Source organism: Exiguobacterium sp. s140 (genome assembly GCF_018617035.1).
Taxonomy (GTDB): domain Bacteria; phylum Bacillota; class Bacilli; order Exiguobacteriales; family Exiguobacteriaceae; genus Exiguobacterium; species Exiguobacterium profundum.
In genome coordinates, this window is the sequence record NZ_JACSJK010000004.1 from 197,709 (window position 1) to 211,221 (window position 13,513).

14 protein-coding genes are annotated in these 13,513 nt (G+C 48.9%); 8 read left to right on the plus strand and 6 right to left on the minus strand.

The window, feature by feature from the left end:
• Positions 1-181: 181 nt before the first annotated feature.
• Positions 182-1,504 (minus strand): hemolysin family protein, encoded by a 1,323-nt coding sequence (locus tag KNO61_RS14030; RefSeq protein ID WP_240499772.1) that lies wholly within the window; start codon positions 1,502-1,504, stop codon positions 182-184.
• Positions 1,505-1,693: 189 nt separating this feature from the next.
• Here KNO61_RS14030 and KNO61_RS14035 point away from each other — a divergent pair, with 189 nt between their 5' ends.
• On the plus strand, positions 1,694-2,491 hold the full coding sequence (locus tag KNO61_RS14035; RefSeq protein WP_015880438.1) for a glucose 1-dehydrogenase: 798 nt from the start codon (positions 1,694-1,696) through the stop codon (positions 2,489-2,491).
• 33 nt (positions 2,492-2,524) lie between these two features.
• Here KNO61_RS14035 and KNO61_RS14040 read toward each other — a convergent pair whose 3' ends face one another.
• Entirely contained in the window at positions 2,525-4,480 is a 1,956-nt protein-coding gene (locus tag KNO61_RS14040) for an ATP-binding protein (RefSeq protein WP_078146093.1), read from the minus strand.
• Between the two features lie 189 nt (positions 4,481-4,669).
• On the opposite strand from KNO61_RS14040, the gene KNO61_RS14045 reads away from it, so the two are divergent.
• Together KNO61_RS14045 and KNO61_RS14050 are read left to right on the plus strand one after the other, a co-directional pair.
• Positions 4,670-4,990 (plus strand): PadR family transcriptional regulator, encoded by a 321-nt coding sequence (locus KNO61_RS14045; RefSeq protein WP_031424354.1) that lies wholly within the window; start codon positions 4,670-4,672, stop codon positions 4,988-4,990.
• Positions 4,987-6,018 (plus strand): DUF4097 family beta strand repeat-containing protein, encoded by a 1,032-nt coding sequence (locus KNO61_RS14050; protein ID WP_214688904.1) that lies wholly within the window; start codon positions 4,987-4,989, stop codon positions 6,016-6,018. The genes KNO61_RS14045 and KNO61_RS14050 overlap by 4 nt, the downstream gene beginning before the upstream one ends.
• Positions 6,019-6,054: 36 nt before the next feature.
• Here KNO61_RS14050 and KNO61_RS14055 read toward each other — a convergent pair whose 3' ends face one another.
• From KNO61_RS14055 to KNO61_RS14070, 4 genes are all read right to left on the minus strand, one after another.
• The gene (locus KNO61_RS14055; protein ID WP_078146095.1) at positions 6,055-6,747 is read right to left on the minus strand and encodes a LutC/YkgG family protein; all 693 of its coding nucleotides are present in this window, start codon (positions 6,745-6,747) and stop codon (positions 6,055-6,057) included.
• Positions 6,747-8,147, minus strand: coding sequence for a LutB/LldF family L-lactate oxidation iron-sulfur protein (locus KNO61_RS14060; protein ID WP_275060634.1), 1,401 nt, complete (start codon positions 8,145-8,147; stop codon positions 6,747-6,749). The genes KNO61_RS14055 and KNO61_RS14060 overlap by 1 nt, the downstream gene beginning before the upstream one ends.
• Positions 8,148-8,149: 2 nt before the next feature.
• Complete coding sequence (locus KNO61_RS14065; protein WP_074034994.1) at positions 8,150-8,887, minus strand: (Fe-S)-binding protein; 738 nt, start codon at positions 8,885-8,887, stop codon at positions 8,150-8,152.
• A gap of 228 nt (positions 8,888-9,115) precedes the next feature.
• On the minus strand, positions 9,116-10,399 hold the full coding sequence (locus KNO61_RS14070; protein WP_031424359.1) for an NCS2 family permease: 1,284 nt from the start codon (positions 10,397-10,399) through the stop codon (positions 9,116-9,118).
• A 245-nt stretch (positions 10,400-10,644) separates the two neighbouring features.
• Here KNO61_RS14070 and KNO61_RS14075 point away from each other — a divergent pair, with 245 nt between their 5' ends.
• From KNO61_RS14075 to KNO61_RS14090, 5 genes are all read left to right on the plus strand, one after another.
• Positions 10,645-10,878 carry a hypothetical protein gene (locus tag KNO61_RS14075; protein ID WP_078146096.1) on the plus strand — a complete coding sequence of 78 codons (234 nt, stop codon included), beginning with the start codon at positions 10,645-10,647 and terminating at the stop codon, positions 10,876-10,878.
• 10 nt (positions 10,879-10,888) lie between these two features.
• Positions 10,889-11,848 (plus strand): LacI family DNA-binding transcriptional regulator, encoded by a 960-nt coding sequence (locus tag KNO61_RS14080; RefSeq protein WP_214685089.1) that lies wholly within the window; start codon positions 10,889-10,891, stop codon positions 11,846-11,848.
• A 67-nt stretch (positions 11,849-11,915) separates the two neighbouring features.
• Positions 11,916-12,197 (plus strand): HesB/YadR/YfhF family protein, encoded by a 282-nt coding sequence (locus KNO61_RS14085; protein ID WP_214873651.1) that lies wholly within the window; start codon positions 11,916-11,918, stop codon positions 12,195-12,197.
• 97 nt (positions 12,198-12,294) lie between these two features.
• A complete protein-coding gene (locus KNO61_RS17415) occupies positions 12,295-12,429 on the plus strand; it encodes a hypothetical protein (RefSeq protein ID WP_015880450.1) in 135 nt (44 codons plus the stop codon).
• A gap of 93 nt (positions 12,430-12,522) precedes the next feature.
• A complete protein-coding gene (locus KNO61_RS14090) occupies positions 12,523-13,452 on the plus strand; it encodes a manganese-dependent inorganic pyrophosphatase (RefSeq protein ID WP_214685091.1) in 930 nt (309 codons plus the stop codon).
• The last annotated feature ends 61 nt before the right edge of the window (positions 13,453-13,513 follow it).

Here is a 13,513-nt window from a genome sequence, read left to right on the forward strand (position 1 = left end):
TTCTTTCTGTTTAAACCGAACATCTCGCCATGTTTCGGTGATGTTGTGTCATTGAGTGGGTGACACTCAAATAAGCAACATATGTGCAGTATATCACGGTAAGAGGCGAAAATATAGCGACAGTTCGGTGCAAACGTGAAAAACCCTTCTCCATATTTTAGAGAAGGGTTTGAAAGATGCATCATTCAGACAGTGGTTCTTCCTCTTGATGAGAGGCGAGAATCAAGTCGACGAAGACGATGCGGTGGTTATCGACTTCACTGACAATCAGTTCATGGTTGCCAGGTAGAAGGAAGCGTTCCCCCGTTCGCGCATTCGCTTTTTGTGATAAAACGAAACCACCGACCGTATCGACGTCATCCTCGATTTCGATGCCGAACCGTTCCTCCAGTTCTTGCGTTAAAACGAGTCCTGAAAGGCGGTAATGTTTCGGAGCGACTTCTGTAATTTCAGCCTGCTCATCTCGATCGAACTCGTCTCGAATCTCGCCGACGATTTCTTCTAAAATGTCTTCAATCGTCAACAGTCCTGCCGTCCCACCATACTCATCGATGACGAGACACATCATCGTCTGCGCGTTTTGCATCTTCACCATCGCTTCTTGAAGTGGTGTGAACTCGGTGACGAGCGGCAATTGATGAATGAACGACTCGAACGGTGCATCATTTTTTGAAAGTTGGGCAGTGAAGAGTTGTTTCGCATTCACGAATCCGAGAACGTCATCGCGATCGCCATCTCGTGTGACGGGATAACGCGTATACTGGTGCTCTTCCACTACGGCGATGATCTCTTCGATCGTATCTTCTTCATCGATTGTCACCATGTTCATTCGTGGTACCATGGCATCTTTGGCGATCCGTTCGTCAAAGGAGAAGATATTTTGAACATATGCCAATTCGTTTTCGTTAATCTCACCACTACGGAAACTTTCCGTCATAATGATTTTCAATTCTTCTTCAGAGTGTGCCGTTTCCTGCGCTGTCGTCTGTACCCCGAATAAACGGAGTGTGATTCGAGCCATACTGTTCAATGCTCGAATAAACGGATAGAAGATTTTTGTGAAGACGTAGAGCGGACGTGCGACGAGCAGCGTCAACTTCTCCGCTTCGTGAACCGCGAGCGTTTTTGGCACGAGTTCACCGATGACGACATGGACGAACGCAATCAATAAGAAGGCGATCAAAAACGACAAGAATGTCACGAGAGAAGGCGATATGTTCAATTGTTCGACCAATGTGTGGATATACGTTTCGATTTGATCGGCACCAATCCACCCAAGACCGAGTGCAGAAAGCGTGATTCCGAACTGCGAGGCAGAAAGGGAGTCGTCGATATTCTCGATGACTTTTTTCGCGCTGACCGCTTTCTTATTTCCTTCGAGCACGAGCTGGTCGAGTCGAGCGCCACGCACTTTCACAATTGAAAATTCGGCTGCCACAAAAAAGGCAGTCAAAAAGATTAAAAGTGCGACGACGAGTAAGCTGAGTAACATGGGACTGTCCAACAATTCCCCCTAAAATCGGGGAGTCACCTCCATTGAGTATAAGATCAAACGTCTTTCAGGCGTTTCCTGAAAACGAATAGTTTGTTTCAGTATAGTTGATTTGTTTCAAATATTCAAAATGCAGCCAATCATGTTTGATGAAGAGGGGAATGCGGGAACTAAACCCGAGAAGATGAAGGAGGAATTGACATGGCAAACTATCCAGAGTTAAAAGGTAAGGTCGCGGTCATCACGGGCAGCTCGAAGGGGCTCGGTCGTGCCATCGGGGAACGTTACGCAAAAGAAGGGATGAGCGTTGTCCTGAATTACCGCAGCAGTGAAAAAGAGATGGAGGAAGTCATCCGTGGCATCGAGGCAGCTGGTGGGAAAGCCGTCGCCGTGAAAGGGGACGTCGCAGAAGAAGGACTCGCGGAGAAGATGATTGAGAAAGCCATCTCTGAGTTTGGAAAGATGGATATTTTCGTGAATAACGCCGGCGTTCAAGTCGAGGCAAAAACGCATGAAATGGAGTTTGATAACTGGAAGCAGATTATCGACGTCAACTTGAACGGGACGTTCCTTGGTGTCCGTGCTGCTTTAAAATACTTCGTGGAGCATGAAATCGAGGGGAACATCATCAATATGTCTTCTGTTCACGAAGTCATCCCACGTCCAGGTTATACACATTACGCAGCCAGCAAGGGTGGCGTGAAAATGTTCACGAAATCCGTCGCACTCGAATATGCACCGAACCATATTCGTGTCAATGCGATCGCACCTGGGGCGATTGATACACCAATCAACGAAGAGACGATGAGCGACCCGGAAGAGAAGAAGGGATTAGAAGCGCTTATCCCATCTCACGTCATCGGGAAGCCGGAACAAATCGCAGCCGTTGCCGCTTGGCTCGCGTCGGATGAGTCGTCCTATGTGACGGGGACAACCATCTTTGCGGACGGTGGGCTTTCGCTCTATCCGTCATTTGGTCCAGAGAACAAAGTCCAATAAACAAGAGGGTGCGATGATGCACCCTCTTTTCGTTTAGCTACTCATTTGATTGGTCATATCCGACTTGGGAAGGCTGACAGTGAAAATGGAGCCTTTGCCGATGTTTGAGGTAGCGTGAATCGTTCCACCGTGACCTTCAGCGATTTCTTTACAAATCGCGAGACCGAGACCGGTCCCTCCAATTTTTCGACTGGCGGAATTGTCGACGCGATAAAACTTGTCAAACAATTTTGGTAGCGCGGTTTGGGGAATCCCGATGCCGTGATCTTCAATTGAAATGTCAATCCAATCCGGTCGTTCACATGTGACACGGACATGGACTTCGCCACCACGAGGCGAATACTTCACGGCGTTGTGCAGGAGGTTCATGAAGAGTTGATTGAGTCGCGTCCGGTCTCCGTATACATAGACGTCTTCCGTGCAATCAAACGTGATGTGATGATGTTGGCTTGAGCCTTGATGCACCGAAATCGCTTGCTCAAGAATAGCGGACAGACGCTCTGGTTCGTTATGGTACGTCTGTTGTCCAGACTCCATCCGTTGTACATCGAGCAAGTTCGAAATCAAGTCTTCAAGACGTAATGTCTCTTGATGAATCATTCCTAAATATTTTTCGGAACGTTCAGATGAAAGTTTTCGGAAACGAAGAAGTTCAGTGAATCCAATGATACTTGTGAGCGGAGTCCGGAGTTCGTGAGAGACGGTCGAAACGAGTTCGGTTTTCAGACGGTCGACTTCGGTCTCGTGCGTCACGTCACGGAAAACGAGCATCGTCCCATGACGTGTCCCTCGCAAGTAAATCTTCTCCGCATACATTTGAATGAAGCGCTCTTCCTGATTCATCGAGAACGTGACGCTCTCTTCTTTACACTGTCCATCGAATGATCGTTCCATGAACGCGAAAAAGGCATCCTTTTGGTCGACCTGCAGTCCGAGCTCCTCAAGGCTAGCGTCTAAACGGTATAAATCGACTTCATTTCGCTGCGTAATCGGTTGATTGAATAAGACGAACAACGCTTGGTTTGCTACTTTCTCACTTGTTGCGTGTTCGACATAGATGACGGCATCGCGAATCGAGTGAAGGAGGCGCGCTGTCTTCTCACGCTCCTCTTCAATCCGATAGCGTTGTGCCGTGAGAGATGTAGCCATTTGCCGGAATGATGTTGTCAATTGCCCGACTTCATTTTTAGATTGGGCGGCCGCCGGTGTCATCGGCTGTCGCTCTCCGGCAAGGCGCTTGCTGTTTTCAATCAACTCTTGCAGTTGACCCGTTAAGCGTCTCACATATGGACGGGCGACGATAAAGAGAATGAAGAGGACACCGAGTAAAGAGAGGAGCCAAAAGGCCTGTGCCCACTTCGTATGGGTCGCAAGCTGAGCACGGAGCGCATCCTCTTCTGCGTTCAGTGAGTTCCGGTATTCCGTGAAGACGCTCTCCATATCGACGATGCTCGCACTCATATCTGCGGCACTTTTTGAATTGATTTTGAATTTACGATCTGCCGGTGGCTCTTGTTGTGGATTCACTTTCCCGAGCGTCGGCATCTTTAAGAAGGGTTCGGTTACACTACCGTCCCGTTTTCCTGCTACATAACGTTCGAGACTCGGCATGACACGTTCCTGATACGCGACAAACAGCGTACGTGCATCGCTCGCGTACGTTTTTTCTTTCTCGGTCACTGCGTTCTGTTCGAACCAAGAGGTCTGTTCGTCAATCAAGACTTGTTTATCTTGCACACGTTCTAACATCGCGTCATCCCCAAGGAGGACATATCCGCGCATTTCATATTGCATCGACTGCCATGTCTCGAACAACTCGGTCGCATTCGTGCGTCGTTCACTGATGTTCTCGAGCGATGACGTCGTCTGTTCGATTTGGTTTTCCGTATACACATATACGGCAAGCGACGTGAGGAGGATCAGTCCGATGAATAAGTAGAAGACGAATAAAAATTGTCTCCCGATCCGTTGGTCAATCCATGACTTCATAAAGACCGTTCCTTCCTAGAATGATGAACATTCCGACTGTGACTAATATCCTACGAGTGTCGTTCTTTCATTGTACAGATTCAACTCTTCAGATGCTAGATATTGAGAAATCAAGGAAATGAACGCTATTGTTTATTGAACAGTAGTGGATAGTATGCTATTGTTCTATGTATAGTAGGGGGTGGGATGATGAATCCTCAATTCAAAAAGGGCGTACTTAACCTGTGTGTGTTAGCACTCGTCGCGGAACAAGACCGCTATGGGTATGAGCTCGTTCAGGCGATTTCGGCCAAAGTGGCCATTTCAGAAGGTGCGGTCTATCCGTTGTTGCGTCGATTGACGACAGAGGGCTATTTCACGACGTATTTAATGGAGTCTGGAGAAGGACCTCCACGGAAGTACTATCAAATTACGGAACAGGGCCGCAAACACTTAGTTGAATTGCGAACGGAATGGAACGTATTCACAAACGGTGTCAATGACTTAATCCGAGGGGGAGACGACAGATGAATGAAGAACAGTACTTGTCAGAGCTCGAACAATTATTGATGAACGTGAAGGTGAAAGATCGGCTTGATATTTTACGAGACGTATCGGAATATTTCACGAGTGGTCGATTAGAAGGAAGAAGTGACGAAGAATTGGCACGTGAGTTAGGGGAACCGAGCATACTCGCATCGGAATTGCTCGCCTCTGTCGATATTGAAGAATCGGTCTCGACGCGACCGCCTGCGGTGGTCAAAAGTTCGAACGTAGCCTTCCAAAGCGTCCTCATTCAAGTTCAAAATGCGCAAGTGTTCGTCACCCCATCACAAGACGGTTATGCGTATGCGACGCTTGAGACGGAGACCGATCATGGGGTCGTGATGGATATCGTCGGGGACACTTTAGAGATACGGATTGAATCCGAACGTCGTTTCGGTCTTTCGGATCTGTTTTCATGGTTCGGGTCAAAGGCACCTGTACTTCGGGTTGAATTGCCTCATCACGCCTATCATCAGATTCAATTGAAAAATCGTCACGGTTCGAGTGATGTACAAGATCTCCAAGCGGAACGCTTCCACGTGGAGAGTGAGAACGGTCGAATCGTCGCACATCACATTCAAGCACGTCATGGTGTCCTGCGCACATCGAACGGAAAAGTGCTCGCATCAAGCTGTCACGGGCACGATTGGGAGCTTCATTCCTCAAACGGTCGTGTCGAAGCGAAACATTCTCAGCTTGAGCGGATCAACATCCATTCCTCGAACGGTCGAATCGATGTCGATCACGTCACGGGAGCGGTCGATGCCAAAACTTCTAATGGACGGATAGACTGTTCCGTACAAGCGATTCAAGCACCGATTCGCTTGAAGACGAACAACGGGAAGATTGACTTACATGTCGATGAACGTCCGGAAGATGTGACGATTCGTGCGAAGTCACGAAACGGGAAAGTTGATGTGTTGGGAGAGCGGTCGAAAGAGTGCGTATTTGGAGACGGATCGATTGAAGTGAAATTAACGAGCTCAAATGGGAGCGTCACCGTATCAGGATGAACATAGCCCCTCCATCGATCGATGGAGGGGCTATACTTATAAATCATGTACCAACACATAGGCGACTCGAACAGGACCATGAACGCCGACGATGAGGTTCATCTCGATGTCGGCCGAGTTCGACGGACCAGAGATGAAATTGACACCGTTCGGGGAATGGAGACCGTCTCGGTCGAGTGTGGCAAGTTGTTGTGCCGTTTGCGTCATACGTGGGACAAGGACAGATTTCGGGATGATTGCGATATGGTCTTGTGGTAACAGACTGATTGTCCGTGATCTACCAGGCTTCGCATATTGGACGATTGTCGCACTTTCCGCAAATGCCGCATCCGCAATCGTGATGCCGATGTCCGCTCGAATGGCAAGCTCTCGACTCGCTTCGGGTTGTGACGAATCCCACCAATCAAACGTCTCACTTGTTGTAGGTGCCCAAGCGGAAATTCGCTCATCGTTTTCTGCGAGAATCCGTGCGCCATGATAGCGTTCAATCAAGAGGCGAAGCGTATCATCAAGCTTCGCAGATTCACATTCCACCAAATCGGTATGGATTCGGGTCGCGACCATGCGGAACGTCTCGAGCAGCTCTTCTTCACTCGCGTCTTTCAACACCTCATCTTGCGGACGATGTGTATATTCCCGTTTTGGCGGCGTGAGCTTGACCTCACGACCGAGTTGCTTGGCGATTCGTTGTAGAAAGTCCTCACGGTTTGTGATTGTACCAGGATTCATCAGGCATTCCCCCGTTTCTTGAACCAATCTCGGACGGTCTGTTTGTTCGGCTGCGGCAAGTCTTTCGAGTCCGTCCAAGCCGGTAGCCCTTTCTCAATCTGACCCGAGGTGGCGAACGGTGATGTCGCAAACGGTGCGACATGTTCCGCTGCTTCGAATAAGAATGGACTCGAAGCGGTGACGGCAAATCCTTTCATCGCAATCCGCTCCACGAAAGGTGATTGCTTTTTCTCCTCTACGATGACGCGTCGATGTTCAATCAACAGCTCATGCAGCGGAATCTTTACAGGACACGCCTCCGTACAGGCGCCACAGAGACTCGACGCATAGGGGAGTTCTTTATAGTTCTCGTATCCGTCAAGAAGCGGAGCCAAGACGGCACCAATCGGACCTGGATAGATTGACCCGTACGCGTGACCACCGATATGGCGATAGACGGGACAGACGTTGATACAGGCCGCGCAGCGGATGCATTGCAACACCGATTGGAACTGTGTCCCGAGAATACCAGAACGCTTGTTGTCGACGATGACAAGATGGAACTCTTCTGGTCCATCGACTTCACCGACCGCGCGCGTCCCGGCGAACGTCGTGATGTATGACGTGAGTCGCTGACCGACCGCGCTTCGACAAAGCATGTTGACGAGCACCTCGAACTCTTCATAAGACGGGACGACGCGTTCCATGCCCATGACAGAGATGACCGTATCAGGAAGCGACGTCACCATGCGTCCGTTACCTTCGTTGGTCACAAGCCCGACGGCTCCACTCTCTGCGATGGCGAAATTACAGCCGGTGATGCCGACTTCTGCCTTCAAAAAGTCTTTCCGTAGTTCTTGTCGTGCATAGCGTCCAAGTTCAGTCGGATCGTTCGACCCGCTGTAGCCGTGGGCAGTGAACGTCTCATGCACAGCGTCGCGGTCTTTATGCAGGGCCGGGGCGACGATGTGAGACGGTGGATCTTCGTCGAGTTGTAAAATCCATTCACCGAGATCGGATTCGACGACAGTACATCCTTCTTCCTGAAGTGCCTCGTTCAAGCCGATTTCTTCCGTGACCATCGATTTCGATTTCACGACATGTTTGGCTTGTTTCGACCGGACGACTTCTCGGATGTAGCGGTTCGCTTCTTCCGGTGTCTCCGCGAAAAAGACGCTTCCACCACGTTTTGAGACATTCTCGCTCAATTGATATAAGTAATAGTCCAGATGTTCCAGCACATGTTGACGAATTTCTTCCGAATGGTCGCGAAACGCTTCCCAGTCCCCGAGTTCACCTGCAGCATTCAACCGGCCATCCCGTAGACGGTTTTGAGCCGAACTGACGGCCTGCCGCATGAACGCATCTTCGATTCCATCTTTTCGTCGATCTTGAAACTTCTCATCCAATCGAATCCCCATGCTCATGCTTGCTTCACTCCTTCGTTCAACACTTCGGCAATATGCATCACTTTAATCGGATGTCCCTGTTTATGAAGACGTCCGCCGATGTTCATCAGACATGACGCATCCGCTCCGATCAACACCTCTGCGCCTGACTGTAAGATGGAATCGACTTTTTCATCTACCATCTGCACCGACACATCTGGCATCTTGACGGAGAAGGTCCCACCGAACCCGCAACAGTTATGTACGTTCGCGAGGGGGACCATCGTCAGTCCATCGACGTTTCCGAGCAACTTTCCGGGAGCTGCTTCGATTCCGAGGAGGCGGGTCATGTGACAAGACGCATGATAGGTCGCTTTGGCGGGAAACTTGGCACCGACATCAGTGACTTCGAGCACATCGACGATGAACTGTGTCAGTTCGAACGTTTTGGCGGCGTGCGCTTCAGCGCGAGGACCCCACACAGGATCATCTTGGAACAAATGCGGGTAGTCGCGCATCATCATGACACACGACCCCGATGGTCCGACGATATATTCTGCATCTGCTTGTTCAAATGTTTCAATCATGTGCTTGGCAACCTTTTTCGTCTCCTCATGATAGCCGCTGTTGTAGGCAGGCTGCCCACAGCATGTCTGCTCAAAGGGGAACGTCACCTCGCACCCTAAATGTTCGAGTAGTTCGACTGTCGCTTGTCCGACGGATGGAAACAACGTATCAGATAAACAAGTGACGAATAAAGCTACATTCGGCATAGCCATTCCTTCTTTCTTCTGATGATAACGATTTCAACGTCATTATTTCATAAAGCGTAGGAAAGTGACAGAAAAATGGGGAGAAAAACTGATTTATTTGTAAAATCCTGTCTAATTGATAACGTATCTCACTGAACCGATATTCATCTCGTTTCTGATATAAAACAGGTAGTAAGTACGTATAACAGAAAAAAATCCTCGACACATGACGAGGATCTTCTGTCTAACTTATAGGAAGAACATTTCCAAGATGAAGAGTGCGCCGAACAAATAGATGAGCGGGTGAACCGTCTCTTTGTTCATTGCTTTGAAGATCGGGTACAAGATGAACCCGAAGGCGATTCCGCGTTCGATGCTTCCTGACAAAGGCATGATCAAAATCGTCATGAACGCGGGGAAGTATTCGCTGAAGTCGCTCCAGTCGATGTACCGGACGTTCGTCAACATGAGTGCCCCGACGATGATGAGTGCAGGAGCCGTAATCGCCGCAACGCCAGAGATGGCGCCGATAAGTGGGCTGAAGAAGAGTGTCAATCCGAACAATCCGGCGACGACGGCCGTTGTGAGCCCTGTACGTCCACCTTGCGCGACACCGGCAGCAGACTCGATGTATGCCGTAGACGGGCTCGTTCCGACGAGTGATCCACCCATTGTGGCAAGTGAATCGGCAAAGAGTGCACGGTGACCATTCTCAATTGTTCCATCTTCTTTTAAGAGACCTGCCTGTTTTCCGACACCGACAAGCGTACCTGTCGTATCAAAAAGCGTGACGAGGAAGAACGAGAGGACAGCACCGAACAAACCGTATTGAATGACATCACTAAATGCCGTCACGGGGTTGACCATGAGCCCTTCCGGAAGTGTTGGCATCGCCGTGACACCATCGATTTTTAAGATATCCATGAAGTATGCTGCAATCCCCGTGAGTACCATCCCGATGAGTAAAGAACCGGGTACGTTTCGTGAAAAGAGGAGTGCCGAGACGATCAAACCACCGAGTACAAGTAGTACTTCTGGAGAAGACACGTCACCAAGACGCACCAAGTTCGCTTCATCAGCAACGATCAAACCTGATAGTTTTAATCCGAGTGAAGCGATGAAAAGACCGATTCCGGTCGTGATGGCATGCTTCAACGAAGTCGGAATCGCTTGAATCAACTTCGTCCGAATTGGAGAGAGCGACAAAATCAAGAAGAAGACGGACGAGACGAAGACGACACCGAGCGCGGCGGACGGGGCAATCTGTTCTTGAGCGACAAGCGTGTAAGCGAAGAATGCATTGAGCCCCATCCCGGGTGCTACAGCGATCGGTAAGTTCGCATAAAACGCCATCAAGCCTGTTCCGATGAGGATGGCAATGATTGTCGCCGTGAATGCTTGTGCGAACGGAATCCCTGCGTCAGATAGAATCGCTGGGTTGACGACAGAGATGTACGCCATCGTCACGAACGTTGTGATCCCAGCAGTCACTTCCTGTTTAACATTCGTACCATGTTGTTTTAATTGAAAGATATTCATCGATAAAACTCCTTATTTCGGTCTATTTCCGAATATTAATTAAAAAAAATGATTAAATTAACGTTATCAACTTGATGACTATACAAAAATGTTTGATTCCCGTCAATTGTTTTGAGTAAAAAACATGAAAAATGAAATTTGAAGACAAATAATGTTCGGAAATAAACTTTATTAAAAAAGATGCTTGCTCTGAAACGCGTTTCAGAAGATACGGTATAGACAAAGGGAGGGGAACCGATATGAAACCGACAACGTGGAAAACATGGTGCTGTGGAATCGTATACGAGCTCGTCATCAATCAGTTGTACACACCGTTTGGGAAAATGTTGTGTACTCGTTTCCGTGAAGAGTTTCTTCATCTGCCGTTAGAGGAGCGCTTCCGTCTCGTTCAAGCGATTCGTTGTCAAGTCGTCGAAAGAGGTGACAGTCAGCAAGCAGAGTGGGTACACTATATGCAAAGGCTTACAAGTTGAGGTGAGATGAATGGCAAACATTCGAGATATCGCGAAGCACGCTGACGTTTCGGTGACGACGGTCTCACGCGTCCTGAACGAGCATCCGTACGTATCGAAAGAAAAACGAACCCGTGTACATGCGGCAATGAAGGAGCTCGGGTATTTGCGAAATCAACAAGCGTTGACGTTGTCGACAGGGAAGACGCAACGAATCGTCGTCATCCTACCTTATATGAATCATCCTTATTACGGTTTCTTCGTTAATGGGCTCGCCAAGGCGGCGCTCGAGCACGATTATCGCCTCGTCATGTGGCAGACGGAGTATAAACTGAGCGAGGAACGACAAGCGCTCGATTTATTGAAGCACCGTGAAGTCGATGGGGCGATCGTCTTGTCTCATGAGATGTCCTTTAAGGAAATGGAGACATATCGCGTGTACGGACCGATTGCTGTGGCGACCGTCGGTGCACCGGAGACAATTTCGTCGATCCATGTCGATCATTACGCGTCGTTCGTATCAGGTATTCGTGTGTTACAGCAATACGGATACGAAGAGATTGGAATCATCTTGTCAAGAAGCCATAGTCCGAGTTCCCTTGCGCGTCAGCAAGCCTATTTCGATGAAGTAGCGCATGCGCGTGAGCAATGGATTTGGACGGGCTATTTGACGAGTGAGGACGGTATTCGGCTAGCTGAAACGTTCCTCTCTCAAAAAGAGCGTCCTCGAGCGCTCTTTTTCTCGTCCGATTATGTCGCCCTCGGATTTTTAGGAGAGATGCAACGGCGAGACATCAAGATTCCTCAGGAAGTCGCCATGCTCGGGTTTGACGGACATCCGATCGGTCATGCATTCGGACTGTCGACGATGCTCTCACCGAATGAAGAAATCGGGCGACGTTTATTTGAAACGACGCTCGCTGAAATGAATGGTGCGCAACCGGAGACGCATGGCATGACGGTGAGCTATCAAGTTGGCACAACACTTTAGGCAACTTCCTCGCTCGACTCTTTTGAAACGTTTAGAATGAAAGGAGTAGTCGAGAGGAGGAGATGTTATGGAGATTCAAGTAACAGAAGAAGCGCTCCAATGGTTTAAAGAAGAAATGGAAGTCGAAGCAGGCCAAACGGTTCGTTTGTTTGCAAAGTATGGGGGTTCGACAGACTTGACGCACGGTTTTTCTGTCGGGGTCATCACAGAAGACGTGAACAATGCGGCTGTTGAGACCGAAGAAGACGGCATTCGTTTTGTCGTGGCGGAACAAGATGAGTGGTTGTTCCAAGGACAAGACGTGAAAGTCGAACTTCGCGGAGAAGAAATCGTCTTCGTGCAGGCCTGACGTTTCAGTTTGTTTACGTTTAGTGAAATGTCGTTTGACGAAATCTGGCTTGGGGAACAGATTATGACAAGTCGGATTTTCGAAAGGATGACACGATATGTCAGACAAAGAAAAGCGTGAACAAGAAGAAAAAGAAAAGTTGAAGCGAGATCAGCCGGACATCTCCCATGAAGAAGATTCAAAAGGAGATCATTCCGACCTCGAAGAGACAGATGAAGATGAACAAGCATAAGAGCCGACACGGCTCTTTTTGTTTGGGAATTGAAAGAAATGCCGTGGACGTTATAATGGATAGGGGAAAACTATTTAGTGAGGAGAATGAGACATGAGTACAGTACTAGTCTTTGGACATAAAAATCCAGATACCGACACAATCACGTCAGCGCTCGCCTATGCCGAGTTGAAAAAGAAATTAGGGATGGACGCAGAAGCGGTCCGTCTCGGTGAAGTGAACGGCGAAACACAATATGCGCTCGATCACTTCCGTGTGAAAGCACCACGCTTGATTGAAAGCGTGAAAGGTGAGGCGGAAGAAGTTATCTTGGTTGACCATAACGAGTTCCAACAAAGTGCGGACGGGATTGAAGACGTGCGAATCCTTGAGGTCATCGACCACCACCGTATCGCAAACTTCCAAACGGCAGACCCGCTCTACTATCGTGCGGAGCCAGTCGGATGTACGGCGACAATCTTGTTGAAGTTGTATAAAGAGCATGGTGTCGAAATCGCAGCGGATATGGCCGGTTTAATGCTTTCCGCCATCATCTCAGACTCGCTTCTCTTCAAATCGCCGACATGCACAGGTGAAGATATCAAAGCAGCGAAAGAACTTGCGGAGATTGCTGGCGTCGATGCAGAAACATACGGTCTTGAGATGCTCAAAGCCGGTGCGGACCTTAGCCAAAAAACGATTGAAGAACTCATCTCACTCGATGCGAAAGAATTCGCGATGGGCGACTATCGTGTCGAAATCGCACAAGTGAACACGGTCGATGCGAACGATGTCTTGAACCGTAAAGCGGAAGTCGAGGCGGCGATTGCCAAAACGGTTGCGGCGAAAAACTTAGACTTGTTCGTATTCGCCATCACGAACATTTTGACGAACGATTCGGAAGCCATCGTTGTCGGACCAAAACCCGAACTCTTCGAACAAGCGTTCAACGTGACCCTTCAAAACGGATTGGCGACACTTCCTGGCGTCGTCTCACGTAAGAAGCAAATCGTGCCATTCTTAACGGAAGCGGCAACAAAATAAAAACTCGAAGCCGTGGCCTCGAGCGGAACTGCAGACGTTCATTCGTCTGCAGTTTTTATTT

Excerpts from the sequence above, each read along its gene's own strand:
- KNO61_RS14040 (WP_078146093.1), bottom strand. The coding sequence starts at position 4,480 with ATGAAGTCATGGATTGACCAACGGATCGGGAGACAATTTTTATTCGTC.
- KNO61_RS14090 (WP_214685091.1), top strand. The coding sequence starts at position 12,523 with ATGAGTACAGTACTAGTCTTTGGACATAAAAATCCAGATACCGACACA.
- KNO61_RS14035 (WP_015880438.1), top strand. The coding sequence starts at position 1,694 with ATGGCAAACTATCCAGAGTTAAAAGGTAAGGTCGCGGTCATCACGGGC.
- KNO61_RS14080 (WP_214685089.1), top strand. The coding sequence starts at position 10,889 with ATGGCAAACATTCGAGATATCGCGAAGCACGCTGACGTTTCGGTGACG.
- KNO61_RS14085 (WP_214873651.1), top strand. The coding sequence starts at position 11,916 with ATGGAGATTCAAGTAACAGAAGAAGCGCTCCAATGGTTTAAAGAAGAA.
- KNO61_RS14045 (WP_031424354.1), top strand. The coding sequence starts at position 4,670 with ATGAATCCTCAATTCAAAAAGGGCGTACTTAACCTGTGTGTGTTAGCA.
- KNO61_RS17415 (WP_015880450.1), top strand. The coding sequence starts at position 12,295 with ATGTCAGACAAAGAAAAGCGTGAACAAGAAGAAAAAGAAAAGTTGAAG.
- KNO61_RS14050 (WP_214688904.1), top strand. The coding sequence starts at position 4,987 with ATGAATGAAGAACAGTACTTGTCAGAGCTCGAACAATTATTGATGAAC.
- KNO61_RS14075 (WP_078146096.1), top strand. The coding sequence starts at position 10,645 with ATGAAACCGACAACGTGGAAAACATGGTGCTGTGGAATCGTATACGAG.
- KNO61_RS14065 (WP_074034994.1), bottom strand. The coding sequence starts at position 8,887 with ATGCCGAATGTAGCTTTATTCGTCACTTGTTTATCTGATACGTTGTTT.
- KNO61_RS14055 (WP_078146095.1), bottom strand. The coding sequence starts at position 6,747 with ATGAATCCTGGTACAATCACAAACCGTGAGGACTTTCTACAACGAATC.
- KNO61_RS14060 (WP_275060634.1), bottom strand. The coding sequence starts at position 8,147 with ATGGGGATTCGATTGGATGAGAAGTTTCAAGATCGACGAAAAGATGGA.